At 54.8% G+C, this 22,874-nt stretch carries 12 protein-coding genes; 3 read left to right on the plus strand and 9 right to left on the minus strand.

All coding sequences use genetic code 11. The features are described from left to right. The 8 genes from H2P46_RS11325 to H2P46_RS11360 all read right to left on the minus strand — a co-directional run bounded on the left by H2P46_RS11325 (window position 1) and on the right by H2P46_RS11360 (window position 18,288). Complete coding sequence (locus H2P46_RS11325; protein WP_193405156.1) at window positions 1-3,102, minus strand: efflux RND transporter permease subunit; 3,102 nt, start codon at window positions 3,100-3,102, stop codon at window positions 1-3. Further along, window positions 3,099-6,296, minus strand: a complete 3,198-nt coding sequence (locus tag H2P46_RS11330; RefSeq protein WP_193405157.1) for an efflux RND transporter permease subunit — start codon at window positions 6,294-6,296, stop codon at window positions 3,099-3,101. Before H2P46_RS11330 ends, H2P46_RS11325 begins: the two co-directional genes overlap by 4 nt. After that, window positions 6,293-7,507 (minus strand): MdtA/MuxA family multidrug efflux RND transporter periplasmic adaptor subunit, encoded by a 1,215-nt coding sequence (locus H2P46_RS11335; RefSeq protein WP_193405158.1) that lies wholly within the window; start codon window positions 7,505-7,507, stop codon window positions 6,293-6,295. Before H2P46_RS11335 ends, H2P46_RS11330 begins: the two co-directional genes overlap by 4 nt. Window positions 7,508-7,773: 266 nt before the next feature. Further along, on the minus strand, window positions 7,774-9,180 hold the full coding sequence (locus H2P46_RS11340; protein ID WP_193405159.1) for an efflux transporter outer membrane subunit: 1,407 nt from the start codon (window positions 9,178-9,180) through the stop codon (window positions 7,774-7,776). Then, entirely contained in the window at window positions 9,170-12,298 is a 3,129-nt protein-coding gene (locus H2P46_RS11345) for an efflux RND transporter permease subunit (RefSeq protein ID WP_193405160.1), read from the minus strand. Before H2P46_RS11345 ends, H2P46_RS11340 begins: the two co-directional genes overlap by 11 nt. Before the next feature lie 9 nt (window positions 12,299-12,307). Beyond that, window positions 12,308-13,444 (minus strand): efflux RND transporter periplasmic adaptor subunit, encoded by a 1,137-nt coding sequence (locus H2P46_RS11350; RefSeq protein WP_193405161.1) that lies wholly within the window; start codon window positions 13,442-13,444, stop codon window positions 12,308-12,310. Window positions 13,445-14,005: 561 nt separating this feature from the next. Beyond that, window positions 14,006-15,733, minus strand: coding sequence for a penicillin-binding transpeptidase domain-containing protein (locus H2P46_RS11355; RefSeq protein ID WP_193405162.1), 1,728 nt, complete (start codon window positions 15,731-15,733; stop codon window positions 14,006-14,008). 281 nt (window positions 15,734-16,014) lie between these two features. Next, complete coding sequence (locus tag H2P46_RS11360; RefSeq protein ID WP_193405163.1) at window positions 16,015-18,288, minus strand: molybdopterin guanine dinucleotide-containing S/N-oxide reductase; 2,274 nt, start codon at window positions 18,286-18,288, stop codon at window positions 16,015-16,017. Window positions 18,289-18,479: 191 nt separating this feature from the next. Between H2P46_RS11360 and galR the strand changes: the two genes are divergently transcribed. From galR to nrdG, 3 genes are all read left to right on the plus strand, one after another. After that, the gene (gene galR / locus H2P46_RS11365; protein WP_193405164.1) at window positions 18,480-19,481 is read left to right on the plus strand and encodes an HTH-type transcriptional regulator GalR; all 1,002 of its coding nucleotides are present in this window, start codon (window positions 18,480-18,482) and stop codon (window positions 19,479-19,481) included. A gap of 138 nt (window positions 19,482-19,619) precedes the next feature. Beyond that, window positions 19,620-21,758 carry an anaerobic ribonucleoside-triphosphate reductase gene (gene nrdD / locus H2P46_RS11370; RefSeq protein ID WP_193405165.1) on the plus strand — a complete coding sequence of 713 codons (2,139 nt, stop codon included), beginning with the start codon at window positions 19,620-19,622 and terminating at the stop codon, window positions 21,756-21,758. Next, a complete protein-coding gene (gene nrdG, locus H2P46_RS11375) occupies window positions 21,755-22,222 on the plus strand; it encodes an anaerobic ribonucleoside-triphosphate reductase-activating protein (protein ID WP_193405166.1) in 468 nt (155 codons plus the stop codon). Before nrdD ends, nrdG begins: the two co-directional genes overlap by 4 nt. Here the strand turns inward: nrdG and H2P46_RS11380 are convergent. After that, on the minus strand, window positions 22,214-22,849 hold the full coding sequence (locus H2P46_RS11380; RefSeq protein ID WP_193405167.1) for an NAD-dependent epimerase/dehydratase family protein: 636 nt from the start codon (window positions 22,847-22,849) through the stop codon (window positions 22,214-22,216). The two genes, nrdG and H2P46_RS11380, sit on opposite strands and share 9 nt — an antisense overlap. Window positions 22,850-22,874 lie beyond the last annotated feature (25 nt).

Consider the following 22,874-nt stretch of genomic DNA (forward strand, 5'->3'; position numbering starts at 1 on the left):
TTAGGTTTCCACATGGCGCAAGCGGCGCCACGAACGTTTACAAGCGCGGCTCAGACGATCGAGCCAGAGATAAATAACCGGCGTGGTAAACAGCGTCAGCAGTTGGCTAAGCGCCAGACCACCGGCGATAGCTATGCCGAGCGGGCTACGCAGATCGGCATCACCGCCGCTGCCGAGCGCCAGCGGTAGGGCGCCAAAAAAGGCCGCCAGCGTGGTCATCATGATCGGACGGAAGCGCATCAGGCAGGCTTGAGTGATGGCCTGCTGGGGCGTCATGCCTAATCGACGCTCGGCATCGATAGCAAAGTCGATCATCATGATCGCATTCTTCTTCACGATACCGATCAGTAAGATGATGCCGATCAGCGCGATCACCGTGAGCTGCGTACCGGTAAGCAATAACAGTAACAATGCTCCCACGCCCGCCGACGGTAGGGTCGACAGAATGGTCAGCGGATGGATGTAGCTTTCGTACAGCACGCCGAGCACGATATACACCGCCGCCAGCGCCGCGATAATCAGCCACGGCATGGTCGCGGTTAGCTGTGCAAATGCCGCTGCCGTCCCGGCAAACCCGGCCTGAATGGTTGATGGCAAACCCAGTTTGGCCATTGCCTGTTTGATCAGCACCTGCGCCTGTTCCAGCGACACGCCATCGTTAAGGTTAAACGCTACGGTACTGGTCGCCGACTGGCCTTGGTGCGCCACCGACAGCGGCGCGTTGCCACCCACAAAACGGGCAAAGGCGGAAACCGGAATGCGATCGCCATCGTCGTTAATCACATATAACTGCTTAAGAATATTTGGATCGCGGGTATAGCTGCTCTGTAACGACATCACGACGTGATACTGATTCAGGGTGTGATATAGCGTGGCAATTTGTCGCTGGCTAAAAGCGTTATTCAGCATGGTGTCGAGCATTTGCACATCAACACCAAGCCGGGTAGCGCGATCGCGGTCGATATTGATGACCACTTCCTGCCCGCCGGTTTGCGAATCGGAATCTACGCTGTTGAGCTGCGGTATCGCTGCCAGCGCCGCCTGCACTTTCGGCGTCCATTCGCGCAACAGATCGAGATCGTCGGCCTGCAAGCTGTACTGGTAAGTCGCGTTGGCGCTGCGTCCGCCAATGTGCAGATCCTGCGCCGCCATCAGAAACATCTGGGCACCCGCAATATGGCTGGTTTTCATGCTCAGACGATTGGCGACTTCAGTGGCAGTGGCATTGCGCTGATCAAAATCCTTCAGACGCACAAAGAAGTTGGCGCTGTTGCGTGAACCAAACATACCGCTGCCCATTGACGACATCACACTTTCTACCGCCGGATCGGACTGAATTATTTTGGTGAACATCAACATTTTCGGCTTCATTGCCTGGAAGGAGATATTCTGATCGGCACGCAATGCTCCCATCAGCAGACCGGTATCCTGGTTAGGGAAGAAGCCTTTCTGCACTACCGAATAGAGAAACAGATTGAGCAGTACGGTCAGCACCAGGCTGAACATGGTGAGTTTCTGGTGGCACATTACCCAGCTCAGGCCACGCGAATAGGCCGCCAGCAGGCGATTGAGTTGATTCTCAATCGCCTGATACATAGGATGTGGGCGCTTGCTGACTTGAGGTTTTGGCTTGAGCAAACGCGAACAGAGCATCGGCGTCAGGCTTAATGAGACAAACATCGAGATCAGCAGTGACACGGTGAGCGTTACGGCAAATTCGCGGAACAGACGTCCCACGATACTGCCCATCAGCAAAATCGGAATGAACACCGCAATCAACGACATAGTCATCGACAGCACGGTGAAACTCACCTCCTGCGCGCCACGCAGGGAAGCCCGCAGCGGACTCAGCCCGGCTTCGATATGGCGCGTAATGTTTTCCAGCACCACAATCGCGTCATCAACCACAAAGCCGGTGGCGATAATCAGCGCCATCAACGACAGATTATCGAGGCTATAGCCGAGCAGATACATCACCGCACAGGTGCCAATCAGCGAACCCGGCAACGCCAGCGCTGGAATAATAACCGCCTGCAGATTGCGCAGAAAGACAAACACCACGGCAATGACCAGCAATACCGCTACCAGCAAGGTTTCTTCGGTGTCATACAGCGAGGCACGCACCCCTGGCGAGCGGTCCACCACTACTTTCAGCTGCGTGTCAGCTGGCAACTCTTTTTCCAGCTCCGGCAACTGCGCTTTAACCGCGTCGATGGTAACCAGCATGTTGGCTCCCGCCTGGCGCTTGATGCTCACCATTACCGATGGCGACGCGTTGAGGAACCCGGCCTGATACTGATCTTCTACCGAGTCGTAAACCGTGGCGACATCATGCAGCCGCACCGCTTTACCGTCTTTATAACTCACAATCAGATCGCGATAGCTTTTGGCTTTATCCAGCTGCCCGTTGCTGTCCACCACCCACGACTGGCTGCTGCCCTGCAACATGCCTTTCGGCAGATTAGTGGTGCTGTTAGCGACCGCGCTGCGTACCGTGTCGAGCGAGATACCGTATTGCGTCAGCTTCAGCGGTTGCAGATCAATGCGCACCGCCGGTAAGGCGCTGCCCATAAGCGATACTTCGCCCACGCCTTTCACCTGCCCCATCGCCTGCTCGATTTTACTTTCGGCCAGATCATAGAGCTCACCCGGCGTGCGGGTTGCCGACGTTAGCGCCAGCATCACTATTGGCGCATCGGACGGATTAGCTTTGCGATAAGTGGGCAATGACTCCATCGCGCTCGGCAGCAGGCTGCGGGAGGCGTTAATCGCCGCCTGCACGTCACGCGCCGCGCCATTAATGTCGCGACTGAGTTCAAACTGCAAAATAATGTTGCTGGAACCTTGCGAGCTGCTTGATGTCATTTCGGTAACGCCCGCGATCTGACCCAGCGATCGCTCCAGCGGCGTCGCCACCGTGGCCGCCATGGTTTCTGGGCTGGCCCCGGCCAGGCTGGCGCTGACCATGATGGTGGGAAAATCCACCTGCGGCAGCGGCGCAACCGGCAATAAGCGATAACCCAGCGCGCCAAGCAGCAAGATCGCCATGGTCAGCAGCAAAGTGGCGATCGGGCGAAAGATAAACAAGCGTGTCAGACTCATTGCCCGCCCCGCGTCTGCTGCTGGCGACGTTTCACCCATGCGTTGCCGCGCTGTGCGATACCATCAAACCACAGATAAATCACGGGCGTGGAGAACAGCGTCAGCATCTGGCTGACAATCAAACCGCCGACAATCACCAGGCCCAGCGGCTGACGCAGTTCCGCGCCTGAGCCGGAGGCCAGCATCAGCGGCAGCGCGCCAAGCAGGGCCGCCATCGTGGTCATCAGGATTGGACGGAAGCGCAATAAACAGGCCTGATGGATCGCATCACGCGGGCTGAGGCGCTGTTTATTCTCCGCTTCCAGCGCAAAGTCGATCATCATAATGGCGTTTTTCTTCACGATGCCGATCAGCAGAATGACACCAATCAACGCAATCAAACTGAATTCAGTGCCCGCCAGCATCAATGTCAATAACGCGCCGACCGCCGCCGACGGCAACGTGGAGAGAATCGTTACCGGATGAATAAAACTTTCATACAGAATACCCAGCACGACGTACATGGTGATCAGCGCCGCCAGTATCAACCACAGCGTGTTGCCAGTGGCGCTCTGGAATGCCGAAGTTTCGCCCTGATAACGCAACGTTATGCTCGACGGTAATTGCAGCTGCTCACGCACCTCAGCAATCGCTTTCTGGCCATCTTCCAGCGAATAGCCAGCGTTCAGATTGAATGAAATCATCACCGCCGGGAACTGGTTCAAACGCATATGCATGAGCGAACCGGTACGCTGATGAATAGTGGCGATAGACGTAAGTTTCACCATGCCGCTGGTACTGGCAGTCTCACTGCTGCTGGTTGCGTTGGTGCTGCCTGACGACGATGTGCTGTCCGTGGAAGAACCGCTTTCGTCATCCTGGCTGCTGGAGGGTTGCAGGTAGACGTCATCAAACGACGCCGGGCCTTGTTGATACGTCGGTGCGACTTCCAGCACCACGCGATACTGATTCGACTGCGTAAAAATAGTGGAAACCAGACGCTGACCAAAGGCGTTGTACAGCGCGGTATCCACGTCCGACGCGGTGATACCATAGCGCGCCGCTTTATCACGGTTCAGTTCGACATAAGCCACGCGGCCCTGGTCCTGCAAATTACTGACCACACCGTTAAATTCGGGGCGCTGTTGCAGGGCCGCCGTCAGTTTCGGTAACCATTGCACCAGGTTTTCGCTGTCGGCATCGTCCAGTGTGAACTGATACTGACTTGGCGTAACCTGGTCGTTGACGGTTAGATCCTGCGCCGGTTGCAGAAAAAGCTGAATGCCCGCTACCTGCGCTGCGGCCTGTTGTAGCTGTTTGATGACAACATCGGCTTTGTCATCACGCTCATCAAATGCCTTGAGGTTGATCTGAATACGTCCGCTGTTCAGGCTGATGTTGTTGCCATCAATCCCGATAGTGGAGGACAAACTTTCCACCGCCGGGCTCTGCAAAATCACCTTTGCCAGCGCCTGCTGCCGTTTCGCCATCTCGTTAAATGACACATCCTGAGAGGCCACGGTCACGCCCTGAATCAGGCCGGTATCCTGGGTTGGGAAGAAACCTTTCGGCACCATCACATACAGCAGCGCGGTAAGCGCGAAGGTGGCAAGCGCCACCAGCAGCGTGAGCTTTTGATGATTCAATACTATTATCAGCAGGCGATCGTAACCACGCACCAGCTTGTCAAACACCTCACCGCCTTTGCGTGAAAAGCGCGATTGCTTCTCCGGCGGAATATGGCGCAACAGGTAAGCACACAGCATCGGCGTTAACGTCAACGAGACCAGCATCGATACCAGAATCGATACCGCCAGCGTGATAGCAAATTCGCGGAACAAACGTCCGACGACATCGCCCATAAACAGCAGCGGGATCAGTACCGCAATCAGCGAAAAGGTTAGCGAGATAATCGTGAAGCCAATCTGCTGCGAACCTTTTAGCGCGGCTTCCATCGGCGACTCGCCCTCTTCCAGCCGCCGCGAAATGTTCTCAACCACCACAATCGCATCATCGATCACAAAACCGGTGGCAATGGTAAGCGCCATCAATGACAGATTGTTCAGGCTGAAATCGGCGAGATACATCACGCCAAAGGTGCCAATCAGCGACAAGGGCACCGCGACGCTTGGGATCAGCGTCGCCGCCACGTTGCGCAGAAACAGGAACGTCACCATCACCACCAGCGCAATAGAAAGCATTAGCTCAAACTGCACGTCGCTGATCGAGGTGCGGATGGTTTGCGTGCGATCAGATAAAATCATCATTTTCACCCCATCCGGCAGAGCGGCTTGCAGCGTGGGGAGCTGCGCCTTGATCCCATCGACGACCTGAATGACGTTAGCCCCCGGTTGACGCTGCACGCTGATGACAATCGCGGGACTGTTATTGGCCCACGCCGACTGAAAGCTGTTTTCCGGGCCTTGCTCAATGTGTGCAATATCTTTCAGACGCAACGCCGCGCCGTTTTGCCAGGTAAGAATCAGATTGCCGTATTCATCGGCGGTACGCAGCTGGTCATTGGCATCAATCGTGACCGAATGATACTGACCATCAAAGCCCCCTTTCGAACCGTTCACGTTGCTGTTACTGATGAGCGTATTGACGTCTTCCAGCGTCAGGCCGTGCGCCGCCAGCGCTTTCGGGTCCATCTGCACGCGAATGGCGGGTTGATGCCCCCCCGCCAGCGTCACCATGCCGACGCCAGAGATTTGCGCCAGCTTGAGTGCTACGCGGGTATTCACCAGATCCTGCACCTGCGTCAGCGGCAGGTTGTCTGAGCTGGCGGCTAAGGTGATCACCGCGCTGTCCGCCGGATTGACCTTTTTGTAGGTCGGCGGATTGGGCAGATCATTCGGCAACAGATTATTGGCAGCATTAATCGCCGCCTGCACTTCCTGCTCTGCCACATCCAGTGACAGATCCAGGCTGAACTTCAGGGTGATGATCGACGATCCACCGGAGCTGGTGGATGTCATCTGGCTCAGACCCGCCATTTGTCCGAGCTGACGTTCCAGCGGCGATGTCACCGACGACGCCATCACATCCGGGCTGGCGCCAGGATAGAGTGTGGTGACCTGAATAGTCGGATAGTCCACCTGCGGCAGCGCTGAGGTGGAGAGAAATTTATAAGCAAATATCCCGGCGATCAGCACGCCCACCATCAACAGGATGGTAGCGACCGGACGCTGAATAAACAGGCGTGACGGGTTCATTTGGCCTCGGCGGGGGTGGTTTGCGTTTCATTCGCCACCGACACTTTACTGCCGTTGGTCAGGCGATCGATGCCTTCCGTTACCAGGCGATCGCCCGGCTCCACGCCTTTCAGTATCGCTTGCCGATCGTCACCAAATGCCGGCCCGGCAGTCACCGCTTTACGCGTCACCGTGCTGTCTTTGTTGATAACAAACACAAAGCTACCGTCGCTGCTCAGCTGTAGGGCCTGCACCGGGATCACCGTTGCGCCTTTTAGCGTGTTGGTTTGCAAACGAAGATTGACGAACTGATTTGCGAACAGCGCTTCATCTTCATTTGGGAAGATCGCCTTTAGCTCAACCGTGCCGGTGGCAGTATCAATCTGATTACTGATGAATTTTACCTGGCCGCTGGCGATAGCGGTGGTATTGTCCTGATCAAAGGCGGTCGCAGGCAGGCTTTGCGCGTTATGCAGCGCGCTGACCAGCGTCGGGATGTTGCTCTGCGGCACGCTAAACGTTACCGCCGCAGGCTGCATCTGGGTGATGGTGACCAGGCCGGTACTGCTGGAGGTTTGTACCATATTGCCCGGATCGACCTGACGCAAACCAACGCGACCGCTGACCGGCGCGGTGATACGGGCATATTCGATGCTGAGTTTCGCACTGGCGATCTGCGCCTGATCGGCGGCGACCGCGCCACGGTATTGCCCGACAGTGGCAATCTGCGTATCCAGATCCTGACGCGACAGAGAGTCCTGCGCCGCCAGCTTGCGATAGCGCGCCAGCGTCAGCTCAGCGCTTTTCAGCAGCGCCTGGTTCTCATTCAGTTCACCCTGATACTGGTTTAGCGTTGCCTGATAACTGCGCGGATCGATTTGCGCCAGTAACTGACCCGCCTCGACTTTTTGCCCTTCAGTGAAGTAAACCTTCTCCAGTTGCCCATCGACACGGCTGGTAACGGTAACGCTGGCATTGGGAATGACCGTGCCAAGCGCATTCAGATAAACCGGCACATCGGCGGTGCTGGCGACCCCGCTGTGCACCAGGGTCGCGCCGCCCCCCATCATCATGCCGGGACCGCCACGTCCGCCCGGTGGCATCCTGCTTCCCGATCCTTTACCAAATGGCAATACTCGCCAGGCCACAGCGGCAATAATCAATACCACAATTAAAATAAGTAGCCATTTCAGCCAGCGGGAACGAGAGGAACGGGGCACGTTAGTAATCATCGAACTCTTCAGGTAAACAAGGAATAAGGAAACCCCCTGCAAACCAAGGGATTATTTCAAGGCGCAACCCTAAATAATTTGAGCTGCTTCAAGGCCGCAAGCGAACAAATCCCGGATCAGGTCGCTAACAATATGATCCGGGTGAGTAAACGCAGCCAACAAAGCGGCAAGGTGAAGTATGACGGGCGCACCCCTTACGGCGCGTATTATCGGCTAAACCTTACGCGATTTTCCATCGACAAACCGTAAAGGTTTCGTTAAGAAAATCAGGACTTCCAGCCGCCTCCCAGCGCCTCATACAACGTAATTTTTTGATTGAGCTGGCCCAGATGTGCAGCGATCAAAGCCTGCCGGGCAGCATAAAGCGAACGTTGTGCCACCAGTACATTGAGATAGTTATCAACACCCTGCTTATAGCGTAATTCAGAATAGTCGTAATCGCGCTGGTTTGCCGCTACCTCTTTTTGTCGTGCCGTTAACTGGTTTTGCCAGGTGTCCTGTCCCGCTAATGCATCGTTGACATCTTTAAACGCGGTCTGAATTGCCTTTTCATAGTTGGCGATCTCAATGCGTTTTTCGAGTTTGGCGATGTCGAGATTAGCCCGATTCACGCCGCCATCAAAAATCGGCAGATTAATTGACGGCACAAACGACCAGGCCGCCGTACCGCCTTCCAGCAAATGGCCGAGCGAGCTACTGGTTGAACCGCCTGACGCCGTTAACGTGATGCTCGGGAAGAAGGCCGCCCGTGCCGCACCAATATTGGCATTCGCTGCTTTTAGCGTGTGCTCCGCCGCGATAATGTCCGGGCGACGCGTCAGCAGGTCCGATGGCAATCCGGCAGGTGTTTGCGGAAATTGCCAGTGGCTGTTAAGTGTGGCGTTTTTTAGCAGCGTAGCAGGCAAGTCGGTGCCAGCCAGCAGCCGCAACGCATCAACATCCTGCCGTACCTGGCGGGTGTAACTCGCCACATCGGCTTCGGCGCTACGTACTGTGCTCTCCGCTTCAGCCAGATCCTGATCGCTGCTGACGCCGCCGTTGTAGCTGATTTTGGTGAGATCGTATGACTTCTGCTGACTCTGCGCGGTTTGCCCGGCGAGGTGGAGCAAATCATTATCGGAGCAGAGCGTCAGCCACGCCGACGCCACCTGCGAAATCAGCGAGATACGCGTGGCGCGTTCGGTAGCAGCGGTTGACAGGTAAGTTTCCTGCGCCTGATCGCGCAAGCTACGCAAACGTCCCCAAAAATCCAGCTCCCAGGATGTCACGCCTAATCCGGCATTCAGTTCGTGATACGTCACCGCGCCTGTCGATTGCGTGTTATACAAGTTAGCTGGCTCATGGGCCGAGGTCTGGCTGGCTGTGGCATTAATTGATGGCAACAACGCAGCGCGATCGATTTGCACCGAAGCGCGCGCCTGCTCAACGTTCAACGCTGCCACGCGCAAGTCGCGGTTGTTTTTTAACGACAGATCGATCAGGTTGCGCATCGTGGCATCGTTAAAGAAGTTCTGCCACGGCAGATCGGCCACATTACCGACCGGCGTGTTTTGATCGTAATGTGCCTTAACCGGCATTGTTGGACGATGGTAGTTGGGCTGTAACGTACAGCCAGTTAAGCCAAGGGCAGTAGCCAGTGGCAGCAGCGCCCAGCGGGATACTTTAGTTATCATTGTGAACAACCTCTGGCTTTTTCTTACGCGAGAAGAATTGCGAAACCACTACGTAGAACATCGGGACAAAGAAGATGGCGAGGAAGGTCGCGGTGAGCATGCCACCCGCTACCGCCGTACCAATCGAGTGCTGGCTACCCGCACCGGCGCCGTTAGAGATCGTGAGCGGCAGTACGCCAAGAATAAATGCCATTGACGTCATGATGATAGGTCGGATACGCAAGCGCGACGCCTCAATCGCCGCTTCCACCAGCGATTTATCCTCACGCTCGTGCAGCTCTTTAGCGAACTCGACAATCAATATGGCGTTCTTTGCCGCCAGGCCGACGGTGGTTAACAGCCCAACCTGGAAGAACACATCATTCTGCAGGCCGCGCAGCAGCACTGCGCTGATGGTGCCTAATACACCCAACGGCACGACTAACAAGACTGAAAAGGGAATTGACCAGCTCTCGTACAGCGCAGCCAGACACAGGAACACCACCAGCACCGAGATGGCATACAGCTGAGTAGTTTGCGAGCCGGATGCCTGTTCTTCATAAGAGATGCCGTACCACTGCACGCGGAAGCCTTTCGGCATCTTTGTGCCGATCTCCTCTACCGCTTTCATCGCTTCGCCGCTGCTGTAACCGGCGGCTGGCGAGCCGAGGATTTCCTCCGCCGTCATGCCGTTAAAGCGCTCGTAGTGTGGCGATCCGCTGACCCATTTACCGCTGGCGAACGCAGAAAATGGCACCATAGTTCCGCTGCTGTTGCGGAAATACCATTTATTAAGATCGTCCGGCGTGACGCGCGAATCGGCTTTGCCCATCAGGTAAACTTCTTTGACGCGGCCGTTATACATGAACTGATCGATGTAGCTGGAACCCCACGCCACTGACAGGGTGTTGTTCACATCGGCCATGCTCAGACCAAGGGCGCTGGCGCGCTCATCATTGATCTCTAACTGATATTGCGGCTCATCTTCCATACCGTTAAGGCGCACGGCGCTGAGGCGTGGATCTTTGTTCGCCAGCTCAAGAAATTTGTGGGTGGCATCCATCATTTCCTGGTGCGTATGACCGGCGGTGTCCTGCAGGTAGAAGCCGAAACCGGTGGCGTTACCCAGCTCCATTACCGCTGGCGGCACCATCGCAAAGATTTTGGCATCTTTATAATGGGCAAAATGCGCCATGATGTTCGCCGCCAGGCTTTTTACGCTCTGGCTGGATTCGGTACGCTCACTCCAGTCCTTCAGGCGCACAAACGCCATGGCGCTGTTTTGTCCGCGCCCGGCGAAGTTAAAGCCGTTGGCGGCAAAGACAGTTGTCACCACTGATGCCTGCTTGTCGTGCAGATAATCATTGAGATCGTTAATGACTTTCTGGGTGCGCTGTGACGACGCATTCACCGGTAGCGTGATCTGCACCATCACCAATCCCTGATCTTCATCTGGCAGGAACGTGGTGGGGACACGCGTGAACAGATAACCGGTTACGCCAACAATGACCAGATACACCACCAGAAACAGACCGCGACGCGAAATCACTTTGCTGACGCCGTGAGTGTAGTGCAGCGTGCCGCTGTCAAATTTGCGGTTGAACCAGCCAGCCAGGCCCGTCGTTTTGTGCTCAGCAGAAGAGGGTTTCAGCAGCGTGGCGCATAGCGCGGGCGTGAAAATCAGCGCCATCAGCACCGATAAAGCCATCGCCGAGACAATGGTGATGGAGAACTGGCGATAAATCACGCCGGTTGAGCCTGAGAAAAACGCCATTGGCAGCAGCACCGCCGACAGCACTAACGCAATACCAAACAGCGCGCCTTGTATCTGCTGCATTGATTTGATGGTGGCGGTTTTTGGATCAAGCTGCTCTTCATGCATCACGCGCTCGACGTTTTCCACCACCACAATGGCATCGTCCACCAGCAAACCTATCGCCAGCACCATGCCGAACATCGTCAGCGTGTTAATGCTGTAACCAAAGGCAGAAAGAATGCCAAACGTGCCCAGCAAGACCACCGGCACGACCAGCGTGGTGATGAACGTGGCACGCAGATTTTGCAGGAAGATCAGCATCACAACAAAGACCAGCACAATCGCTTCAAGCAGGGTTTTCACCACTTCTTCAATGGATGCGCTGACCACCGGCGAGGTGTCGTAGGGGTATTGCACTTCAACATTATCCGGTAGTGAATCTTTCAACGCCGATACCGTGGCGCGCACGGCTTTGGCGGTATCCAGCTCGTTGGCACCGGTTGCCAGACGTAAGGCGATACCGGCTGAAGGCTTGCCATCCATCGTGGAGTCGATGGTATAGCTTTGCGGCCCTAATGCCACGCTGCCGACATCTTTCAGGCGGATCTGCGAACCATCACTGTTAACCTTCAACAGTACGTTTTCAAACTGCTTCACCGTAGTGAAGCGTGATTTCCCCAGAATAGTAGCATTGGTTTTCGCATCGTGAATGGTCGGCAAACCGCCGAGGGAACCGGAAGAAACCTGCACGTTCTGGTTATCTATTGCGGTGCTGACGTCACCTGGCATCAGGTTATATTTGTATAGCCTGGCCGGATCGAGCCAGATACGCATCGCATATTCCGATCCCAGCACCATAAAATCGCCTACACCTTTGGTGCGCGAAATAGGGTCCTCCAGTTTAGATACCAGCATGTCGGCAAGATCGCCGTTGCTCAGCTTGCCGTCTTTCGAAATCAGGCTGATAACCATCATGAAGTTTTTTTGGTACTTACGGATGCGGATCCCCTGCTGCGTTACGTCAGTCGGCAACTGCGATTCCGCCAAAGAAACGCGGTCCTGCACCTGCACCTGGGCGATGTCCGGATTGATACCCTGATTAAAGGTGGCGATGATTTGCGCACTACCATCGCTGGCGCTGCTTGATTCCAGATAGCGTAAACCATCCAGGCCGTTCAGCTGTTGCTCAATGACCTGCACAACCGTGTTCTGCGTGGTTTCCGCGCTGGCGCCCGGATAGGTGACAGAAATGGAGACCGCTGGCGGCGAGATGTTGGGATATTGATTAACCGGTAGATTCAGGACGGCAATCGTGCCCACCAGCATGACGATAATCGCCACAACCCAGGCGAATATCGGACGTTCAATAAAGAACTTAGACATAGCGTCTCCTTATTGGGCCGACGGATCGGTCATCGTCAGGCTGACGCTGTCAGCGGAAGGCGTATCGTTCACATTGGCTGCCACGGTTTTCACTTTGCTGCCGCTGTGTACGCTTTGCAGACCATTCACCACCACTTTTTCGCCGTTGTGCAGGCCGCTGGTAATCAGCCATTTTTCATTAATCATTTCGCCGGTAGTCACACTGCGCTGCTCAACGCTGCTGTCGGCTTTCACCACGTAAACGTAGGGCTGACCTTTGGTGTCATGCATAATCGCTTCCTGTGGCACTAAAATGCCTTGCTGCTGTATTCCCTGCGGGAAGCTGGCGTGGACATACATTCCCGGCAGCAATTCGTTTTGCGGATTCGGGAACACCGCACGCAACACCACGCTGCCGGTCGCTTCATCAACATTCACTTCCGAAAACGCCAGTTTGCCCTGCTGGCTGTAAGTGCTGCCATCTTCCAGTTGCAGTTTTACTGCTGCCATGTTGTCGCCTACTTTTTTCAGCTTGCCCTCGGCCAGCGCTCTACGCAGACGTAGCAGGTCAGTGGAAGATTCACTAACGTCAACGTAGACAGGATTAAGCTGCTGGATAGTAGCGAGGTAATCGGTTTGACCACTGGTGACTAACGCACCTTCGGTGACCAGTGAACGGCTGATATGTCCGGAGATGGGGGCTTTGACCAGCGTGTAATTAAGGTTGACCCTGGCGGTTTCCACATCAGCTTTGGCTTCGCGCTCGGCCGCAAGGGCATCGTCATAGGTTTGCTGACTAATGGCATGGGCAGCGGCCAGTGGCTGATAACGCTTTACCACCATCGCATCATTTTGCCAGGTTGCCTGCGCTTTATCGTAGGCGGCTTTATAGGTAGCAGGATCGATTTGATATAGAGGCTGGCCCGCTTTAACTTCGCCCCCTTCGGTAAACAGTAACTTCTGGATCACCCCACTCACCTGCGGGCGAACTTCAGCCGTTTTCACCGCAGTGGTACGGCCCGGTAATTGAGTAAGCAGCGTCACCGGCTCGCTTTTGAGCGTGACGATGCCGACTTCTGGCGTGGATGAAGTGGCAGTTTGCGTCGTCCCCTGATCACAAGCTGTCAGTAATAACACCACGCTGACAGAAAGAGCTTTCATGCGCATAGTTTTTCTCAGCAAGAAGAATAAAAGTAACGAGAGTGATTACTCTCAAAGGTGACCATTGTAGAGAGGGATAGCGAGGTAAGCTGTTAAGGAAGCGTAAAATATATTTTCGAATCGAAAATCCTAAACTTTCTGTGCGCACCTTTCGCACGTAATGTTTAGTTAGCCTTTGGTTTCGATAGCGCGACGGGGTGATGCGCGTCGCGTCAGCTTTTTCTGCCAGCAGCCGAACCTGCTTTTTTTGTCGTCAGGGCGATGGCGTTAATGCACATATCGCTGCGGGTAGACAAAGGCTATCGATCTGCTTTCCCCGCACGGCTTTTTGTCTTTAGGACAGGTAAAAAAAACCCACGCATCTACGTGGGTTGGTGCAATAACAGGTTAAATACCCTTCTTTGGGTATCACTGCCGGAGCAGCTTCGCTTTCACACCTATCTATACCTCTGGGACTTTTATCCTCGCACCCTTATGGGCTGGGCAACAGGCAAAAAAAGAAAATGATTACGCTGAAATGAAACGAGGTGTGAAAAACTTTCACGCCTCGCTTACATTGTGATTTTATTAAGATTTAACGGGAGGTTTACTATAGATGGCATCAGGCGCGACGTTCATATGTTTAAGCACCGGCCCCATGATATTACCGAATACCGGGGCAGCTACCGATCCGCCAAAGTGATCGCCTGCGGTGGGATGGTTAATCATGACTACCAGCGCAACTTCAGGATGGCTGGCGGGCGCGAGGCCTGCAGTGTAGTTGACATAGCCGCCATCATATTTGCCGCTGCTTCCCATTTTTTCTGCCGTCCCGGTTTTGGTCGCGAGTCGATAGCCCGGCACCGCCGCTTTCACACCGGTCCCGCCCGGTAATACGTCGCTCTCCAGCATATGCACCACTTCTTTTACCGTTTCCGGATTAGCGACCTGCTTGCCGAGAACTGGCGGCGTAACCTTCGTGATCGACAGCGGACGATAGATGCCGTAGGAGCCGAGCGTGGCGTATTCACGGGCGATTTGCAACGGCGTGACGCGCAAGCCATAACCAAAAGCAAACGTGGCGCGTTCAATATCGGCCCAGCGCGTGCGGTGTAGCGGGAAATACCCGACGCTTTCACCTGTCAGCCCCAGACCGGTAGGTTTACCGAGGCCAAAAGCGTGATAGGTATTCACCAGCGCTTCAGCAGGCATCGCCAGAGCGATATGCGAAACGCCAATATCGCTCGATTTCTGCAAAATGCCGGTCATGGTCAGGCGCGGCCAGTGTCCGACATCGCGGATCAGGTGGCCGTTAACGCGATAGGGCGTCGTGTCGATAACCGAATCCGGGCGAACCAGATGGCGTTCTAATCCTTCCATCACCACCAGCGGTTTTACGGTGGAACCCGGTTCGTAGCTGTCGTTAATCGCTGAGTTGCGCATTTGCGCCGGTGTTGCTCCGTCGTAGTTGTTCGGGTTAAACGACGGATATGACGCCATTGCCAGGATTTCGCCGGTATCGATTTTCACTAATACCGCAGCGCCTGAATCAGCCTTATTCAGCAGCACCCCATCACGGAGTTTGCTGTAAAGCGTGTACTGATCGAATTTATCAATGCTGAGCTGCACGGTTGGCGGCTGTGTTGGCGGCTGGTAATTGATCATAGAGATGATATTACCCATCGCGTCCTGACGATAAACTTCTTTGCCCGGCACGCCCTGCAACACTTTATCGAAGCCCTTTTCCAGTCCGTTCAGGCCAATATTATCAGCGCCGACAATGCCAATCAGCGGCGCTGAGGCTTCACTCATCGGATAGAAACGACTGTCGTCATACACTTCGCTGATGCCTTTCAAACGCAGCTCTTTAATATCTTTGGCGATGCCCAGCTCGATTTTGCGCCCCAGATAAAGGAAGCGACGTTTAGGATTGGCGGTGATCTGTGCCGCAATCTGCTCCGGGCGGGTATTCAACGCTGCGGCAAGATAAGCCCATTTGGCGCTGGTGAAATCCGGGTTACTCTCCAGTACACGCAGCGGATCGGCGATAACATCACGCGACGGCACGCTGAGCGCCAGCGCTTCGCCGTTGCGATCCAGCAAGGTGCCGCGGCTGGTTGGCAGCGTCACGGTACGCAGCGAACGCTGATCGGCTTCGTGTTCAAGCATCGGCTGATTCAGGAATTGCAAATCGGCAACGCGTATCAGTAGCACTACCATACAGGCCAGCACGCCCAGGCAGATCAGTCGAAATCGAAAGGGGTTAAACGGCGCTTTGATCTGGTCTTTTCCCAGTAGTTTTTTAATCCGGGGCATGGCATTCCGCTGCACTGAAAAATAAAAAAAGAGGCTGAAGTCAGCAGTTATAAAGAAAGCGCTGGCGGGATAACAGGAAAACTGTGTATCAGTTCGTTAGCAGACGACAAATTTTGCGCAAAAAAAAACCTGCGCATCAGCGCAGGTTGGTGTAATCAAGAAAATCTATTGATGTTCACCCATCAATACCTCTGGGACATTGACTGTAGCAAGCTGGCTTGATCGGCTGCCATCACTCAAACGCAACAGTTACTCGCAAAATGTAACCAGCCATGAGATCACTACGCTATTTTGCAAAAGAGATGTTTTTTGATTTCTACCAGGCAGCTCATGGCATTCGGCCCCTGCGTCAGCGACGAAGTGCCAATGTCCAGGGTCAGCACGTTTGGGTTCCCCGCGCGATCCCAGGGCTGCCAGTTGCCACCAAAACCGGGATCAAACCAGGCGCCGGTAGAAACGATCACCACCCCTGGCGTTAAACCAGCGGTTAAGCGCACGCCAGCCAGCATGGTGCCTCGCGTATTGCTTACTTCAATTTCATCGCCATCCACGATGTCACGGGCTGCGGCATCTTGCGGATGCATATACAGCGTTTCGTGTCCGGCTGTTTTATTTTTCTGCACGGTTTCTGTGGCATCAAGCTGGCTGTGCAGCCGATCAGACGGCTGGACTGAGATCATATGCAGCGGGTAATCGCGGCTTAACGGTGCGCCCAGCCACTCCTGCGGCTCACGCCATTCTGGATGACCGGCAAAGTCCTCCAGCTGATAATCGGCGATGGTCTGGCTAAACAGTTCAATCTTGCCGCTGGCAGTCTGGATAGGATGCGCAATCGGGTCGGCGCGGAAGTTGTCCATAAATACGTAAGGCTTACCGCCTTCCGGTATTTCAACGAAGCCACGCTGCCAAAACGCGTCAAACTCAGGAAAGTGGATGCCTTTGTGTGCATGCGCCACCGCACATTGCTGATACAGGTGCGCGATCCACTGCATTTCATTGCGTCCTTCGGTGAAGGTCTCGCGATAGCCGAGACGCTCAGCGAGATCAGCAAAAATATCGAAATCATTACGCGCCTGATGCTGCGGTTTCACCGCCTGATGCATCGCCAGCACAAAGCGATCGCGCGATGAGCCGCCAATGTCATTGCGCTCCAGGGTCGTGGTGGCGGGCAAAACAATGTCCGCCATCTGCGCGGCGGGTGTCCAGACAATATCCTGCACCACTACCGTATCCGGTTTCTGCCAGCCTTCCACCAGACGATTCAACTGCTGATGATGGTGGAACGGATTACCGCCTGCCCAGTGAATTAAATGGATGTCAGGATAGTGCAGCGTTTCGCCCTGGAAGGGATACGGCTGACCAGGATGTAGCAGCATATCGCTGATGCGCGCCACGGGAATCGACAGGCCTGCGGGATTAGGGCCGGTACTCATCATCGGTGCAGGACCTTCCTGACGCGGGTTACCGACACTGTTCATTGAGCCGTGACCGAACGAGAAACCGCCCCCCGGCAGGCCCGGCTGTCCCAGCATTGCAGCGAGCGCAATCATCATCCAGTACGGCTGCTCGCCGCGATGAGCGCGCTGCACCGCATAAGAACAGGTAATGAAGCTGCGTTTGCCGATAAGCTGCTGTGCCAGCTGTACGATGCGATCTGCCGGAATACCGGTGATGCGACTGGCCCAGCCAGCAGTTTTTGCCACGCCATCGTTTTCGCCCAGTAGATAGGCACGCAGCTGCGGCCAGCCGGTACAGTGGCTGGCAAGGAAAGCTTCATCTGTTCCACCGCGCTGATTGATTTCATAGCCGAGCGCCATCATCAGGGCAACGTCGGTATTCGGGCGAATCGGGAACCAGTCGGCGTTGACAAAGGCCGGGCAATCATCACGCATTGGACTGATGTTAATGACCGGCGTACCTTTGGCTGCAAGCTGCTCCAGCGCGGGCTTCAGGCTGTGCTGACCCGCGCCACCCGATGCCACCTGTGCGTTTTTCAGCGCCAGGCCGCCAAAAGCGACAAAAATCTCCGCGTGTTTCACCACTTCCGGCCAGTCGGTCACGCGACCGGTTAATGGCATATACGTGCCAATCACATAAGGCAGAAAGAATTGTGCCGCTCCCCAGCTGTAGTTGCCTTGCTGATCGACGCCACCCCCACCGTTGAAGTAAAAACGACGGATCAACGTGCGCGCATGGTTAACACGGCCCGCTGAGGACCAACCATAGGAGCCGTTGAAAATGCCCGATGCGCCATAGCGCTCACGGATGCGCCGGTTTTCATCTGCCACCAAATCCAGTGCGGTATCCCAGTCCACCGCGACAAAATCCTCCCGGCCGCGCAGCGTGCGATCGCTGTTTTCGCGGGATTTAAGCCATGAGCGACGCACCATCGGCTGACGGATACGCTTATCGGAATAGACCAGCTCGGGAAGGGTATTGAGCATCGGCGAAGGATCGCTATCGGCAAAGAAAGGTTCACAGCCAATGAGCCGATCATTTTCAGTCACTGCGGTAAAGGCGCCCCAGTGCGCCAGATGCGGCACTCTCGTTTTCATTTTTGTCTTTCACTGCAGATATGGAGGGAAAACAGCATAACATGCAATCCGCCCCCCTTGTAAGCTGACGCAGAGGGCCTGATTTTGCTCTCTTTTGCGACAGCGCTGACATTCTGTCGGCTTGATGTGTCCATCCTTTTCCGTAACACTGATGTGATGTGTAAACGTTTTCCCCGCAAGCAGGTAAACGCATGTCAACCATAAAGGATGTTGCCAGACTGGCGGGTGTTTCTGTCGCCACGGTTTCTCGCGTTATTAATCATTCTCCTAAAGCGAGCGAAAGCTCGCGCCTGGCTGTTAGCCAGGCGATGGAACAGCTTCAGTATCATCCAAACGCCAATGCGCGCGCCCTGGCGCAGCAATCCACGGAAACGTTGGGTTTGGTGGTGGGCGATGTTTCCGATCCATTTTTCGGTGCGATGGTGAAAGCGGTTGATGAAGTGGCAGGACAAACCGGCAAATTTTTGCTGATTGGTAACGGTTACCATAATGAGCAAAAAGAGCGACAGGCTATTGAACAACTGATGCGCCATCGTTGCGCGGCCCTGGTGGTGCACGCCAAGAAAATTTCTGATGCCGAACTGGAAGTACTGATGAAGCAAGTGCCGGGCATGGTGCTGCTGAACCGACTGCTGAAGGGCTTCGAAAAACGTTGTATCGCCCTTGACGATCGTTATGGCGCCTGGCTGGCCACGCGCCATCTGATCCAGTCTGGTCATCAAAATATTGCCTTCGTCTGTTCTACCCACACGATTTCTGATGCTGAAGATCGCCTGCAGGGTTATTACGATGCGCTCAAAGAGCATGGTTTACCCTGTAACGATCGTCTGGTGACATGGGGCGAACCGGACGAAGTGGGTGGTGAACAGGCAATGACCGAACTGTTAGGGCGCGGCAAAAATTTCACTGCTGTCGCCTGCTATAACGATTCGATGGCCGCAGGTGCGCTGGCGGTGCTGAGCGATAATGGTGTACGCGTGCCGGAAGAGATGTCGCTGATCGGTTTCGATGATGTGCTGGTATCACGCTATGTACGTCCGCGCCTCACTACCGTACGTTATCCGATTGTGACCATGGCGCAGCAGGCGGCCGAACTGGCGCTGGCATTAGCTAATAATCAGTCGCTGCCAGAAGTGACCAATATGTTTAACCCAACGCTGGTCCGTCGCCACTCGGTCAGCGGCCCTGCCTGAAGAGATTACGGACGGCTTTTTCTGCTGCTCTTCGCTTCCTTGTTTCAGGTCAAACCGGATACAACTATTTCGCGGCAATAACTACATGTTGTGCGTAAACTTCCTGGGAATCCCCACATATGGATTTCTGGAGTAAGTATGGCAACGGTGGTAATCAAACGCGACGGTTGTCGCACAGGTTTTGATGTGCAACGTATTCGCGCGGCCGTCGCAGCAGCGGCACGGGCAGCAAACGTTGACGATACAGGCTGGTGCGCAGCGGCGGCCGATAAGGTCAGTGCACGGCTGGCTGAAAAACATGAAGTCGATATTCGCGATATTCAGGATGCGGTAGAAGAAACGCTGATGTCCGGCCCTTACCCGCAGCTGGCGCGAGTGTATATTGAATATCGCCACGACCGCGACGTTGCGCGGGAACAGCGTGGCAGACTGCATCACGCTATCCACGGCTTAGTCGATCAAACCAACGCGGCGTTGCTCCATGAGAATGCCAATAAAGACAGCAAAGTGATCCCAACCCAGCGTGATTTGCTGGCAGGGATCGTCGCTAAACACTATGCGCAACAGCAGATCCTGCCACGCGACATTGTGCTGGCGCATCAGCGCGGCGAAATCCACTATCACGATCTCGACTACTCTCCCTTCTTTCCAATGTTTAACTGCATGCTGATCGATTTAAAAGGTATGTTGAATAACGGCTTCAGGATGGGAAATGCCGACATTGCACCGCCGAAATCCATCGCTACCGCCACTGCCGTTACCGCGCAAATTATTGCTCAGGTTGCCAGCCATATTTACGGCGGCACCACCATCAATCGCATCGATGAAGTACTCGCGCCGTTTGTTGCGTTGAGCCTGGAAAAACACCGCGCGGTGGCGCTTGCATGGCAGATAGCGGATGCAGAAACCTATGCGCGAGAGCGCACCGAAAAAGAGTGCTATGACGCTTTCCAGTCACTGGAATATGAGGTGAATACGCTGCATACCGCCAATGGTCAGACGCCTTTTGTGACCTTTGGCTTCGGCCTGGGCACCGACTGGGCAGCGCGTCTGATCCAGCAATCGATCCTGCGTAATCGCCTGGCCGGATTGGGTAAAAATCACAAAACGGCGGTATTCCCCAAGCTGGTTTTTGCTATTCGGGAAGGCGTGAATCGTCGTCCCGGTGACAGTAATTATGACATAAAGCAACTGGCTCTCGAATGTGCCAGCAAGCGTATGTATCCCGATATTCTTAATTATGATCAGGTAGTTAGCGCAACTGGTTCGTTTAAGACCCCGATGGGCTGCCGCAGCTTTCTTGGCGTGTATGAGGAGAAAGGCCAACAGATCCACGAAGGACGTAACAACATTGGCGTGATTAGCCTGAATTTACCGCGCATCGCGCTGGAAGCCAGCGGTGACGAAGCGCGTTTCTGGAAATTACTGGATACGCGTCTGGCTCTGGCAAAACGCGCATTGATGACACGCGTGGCACGCCTGGAAAAAACTAAAGCGCGCGTTGCACCGATCCTCTATATGGAAGGGGCGTGCGGCATACGCCTGGATGCAGAGGATGAGGTTGGGCCAATTTTTCGCAATGGCCGCGCTTCGCTGTCGCTGGGTTTTATTGGCCTGCATGAAACGCTGAACGCGCTGAGTGGTAATGCGCGGCATCCTTATGATGATGCCGCTCTGCGTGCTAAAGGCATCGCAATCATCAGGCATATGCGATTGGCCGTCGATGCATGGAAAGCAGAAACGGGTTACGGTTTCAGCCTGTACAGCACGCCCAGCGAAAATCTGTGCGATCGCTTCTGCCGCCTGGATACCGCTGAGTTTGGGACGATCGCTGGCGTGACCGATAAAGGTTATTACACCAATAGTTTTCATCTGGACGTTGAGAAAAAAGTGAACCCTTACGACAAAATTGACTTCGAGGCGCCTTATCCGCCGCTGGCGAATGGCGGTTTCATTTGCTATGGCGAATACCCTAATGTGCAACACAATCTGAAAGCGCTGGAAGATGTCTGGGATTACAGCTACAACCGCGTGCCCTATTACGGCACCAATACACCCATCGATGAATGTTATGAGTGCGGCTTCAGCGGCGAGTTTAGCTGTACCAGCCGCGGATTTACCTGCCCCAACTGTGGCAATCACGATTCGGCGCGTGTTTCAGTGACGCGACGCGTCTGCGGTTATCTGGGTAGCCCGGATGCTCGTCCGTTCAATGCCGGTAAGCAGCAGGAAGTACAGCGCCGGACCAAACATATGGAAAGCGGGTCGCTGGGATGATGCATATTCATCGCTATTATGATGTCGATATTGTGAATGGCCCCGGCACGCGCTGCACGCTGTTTGTCGCCGGGTGCGAACATCAATGTCGCGGCTGCTACAACCAAAGCACCTGGCGGCTCGATTCCGGTCAGCCATTTACCTTAGCAATGGAAGAGCAGTTGCTGAGGGATTTGCAGGATACGCGCATTCCGCGTCAGGGTTTGTCGCTCAGCGGCGGCGATCCACTGCATCCTCATAATGTGCCGCACATTCGCCGCCTGGTAAAACGCGTGCGCCAGGCGTGCCGCGGCAAAGATATTTGGGTATGGACCGGTTATAAGATGGCGGAACTGAATGCGGCCCAGCGCGAGGTACTGAGCAACATTGATGTGCTGATTGATGGTCGCTTTATTGAGGCAGAGAAAGATGCCACGCTGCAATGGCGCGGTAGCCGCAACCAGCACATTTGGTATTTACGCTGAATGGCGCGGAATGTCAGCGGATTCAATAACTTTCACGCGTTCACCGCCCGGTAAAAAAGCCTGATGATACAGACACTGCGCCACGTCGTACGCATGCACAGAACGCCAGTTGCCCGGTAGCAGGCCGAACAGCGGCGCCAGCAGGTTTTCGCCACCGCGTTTGGCCTGTCGTTCACCCAGTAATAACGAAGGCCGTACCAGCGTCAGACGTGGCCAGCCTTGATGGCGCAGCGCATTTTCCATTTCACCTTTTACCCGATTATAAAAAAACGGCGAATGACGATTGGCGCCGTGAGCGCTTACTACCAGCATCTGCTTCGCTCCCAAACGTAAACCGCTTAATCCGCTGTCTACGACCAGGGTGTAATCGACCTGCACAAAGGCTTCTTTACTGCCTGCCTGTTTTCGGGTGGTGCCCAGACAGCAAAACACCGTGTCTAGCGAGGTTTCCAGCGGGCCTAACACGTCAGTTAAATCTGCTTCAACCGGATTCACCACTTTACGCATCTCTGGCAATGCACGGCGCGTGGGCGCAATGATTTCGTCGATCCGTGAATCGTCAATCAGCAATCGCAGCAGATGTGACCCGACTAGCCCAGTTGCACCGGTCAGTAGTATGCGATTCATCGTATCTCCTTAGATTCGCAACATC

Source organism: Mixta mediterraneensis, from assembly GCF_014946725.1.
GTDB lineage: Bacteria > Pseudomonadota > Gammaproteobacteria > Enterobacterales > Enterobacteriaceae > Pantoea > Pantoea mediterraneensis.

What these genes read in the sequence shown, in the direction of transcription:
- H2P46_RS11325 (WP_193405156.1), bottom strand. Translation starts at nt 3,102, where the DNA reads ATGAGTCTGACACGCTTGTTTATCTTTCGCCCGATCGCCACTTTGCTG.
- H2P46_RS11330 (WP_193405157.1), bottom strand. Translation starts at nt 6,296, where the DNA reads ATGAACCCGTCACGCCTGTTTATTCAGCGTCCGGTCGCTACCATCCTG.
- H2P46_RS11335 (WP_193405158.1), bottom strand. Translation starts at nt 7,507, where the DNA reads ATGATTACTAACGTGCCCCGTTCCTCTCGTTCCCGCTGGCTGAAATGG.
- H2P46_RS11340 (WP_193405159.1), bottom strand. Translation starts at nt 9,180, where the DNA reads ATGATAACTAAAGTATCCCGCTGGGCGCTGCTGCCACTGGCTACTGCC.
- H2P46_RS11345 (WP_193405160.1), bottom strand. Translation starts at nt 12,298, where the DNA reads ATGTCTAAGTTCTTTATTGAACGTCCGATATTCGCCTGGGTTGTGGCG.
- H2P46_RS11350 (WP_193405161.1), bottom strand. Translation starts at nt 13,444, where the DNA reads ATGCGCATGAAAGCTCTTTCTGTCAGCGTGGTGTTATTACTGACAGCT.
- H2P46_RS11355 (WP_193405162.1), bottom strand. Translation starts at nt 15,733, where the DNA reads ATGCCCCGGATTAAAAAACTACTGGGAAAAGACCAGATCAAAGCGCCG.
- H2P46_RS11360 (WP_193405163.1), bottom strand. Translation starts at nt 18,288, where the DNA reads ATGAAAACGAGAGTGCCGCATCTGGCGCACTGGGGCGCCTTTACCGCA.
- galR (WP_193405164.1), top strand. Translation starts at nt 18,480, where the DNA reads ATGTCAACCATAAAGGATGTTGCCAGACTGGCGGGTGTTTCTGTCGCC.
- nrdD (WP_193405165.1), top strand. Translation starts at nt 19,620, where the DNA reads ATGGCAACGGTGGTAATCAAACGCGACGGTTGTCGCACAGGTTTTGAT.
- nrdG (WP_193405166.1), top strand. Translation starts at nt 21,755, where the DNA reads ATGATGCATATTCATCGCTATTATGATGTCGATATTGTGAATGGCCCC.
- H2P46_RS11380 (WP_193405167.1), bottom strand. Translation starts at nt 22,849, where the DNA reads ATGAATCGCATACTACTGACCGGTGCAACTGGGCTAGTCGGGTCACAT.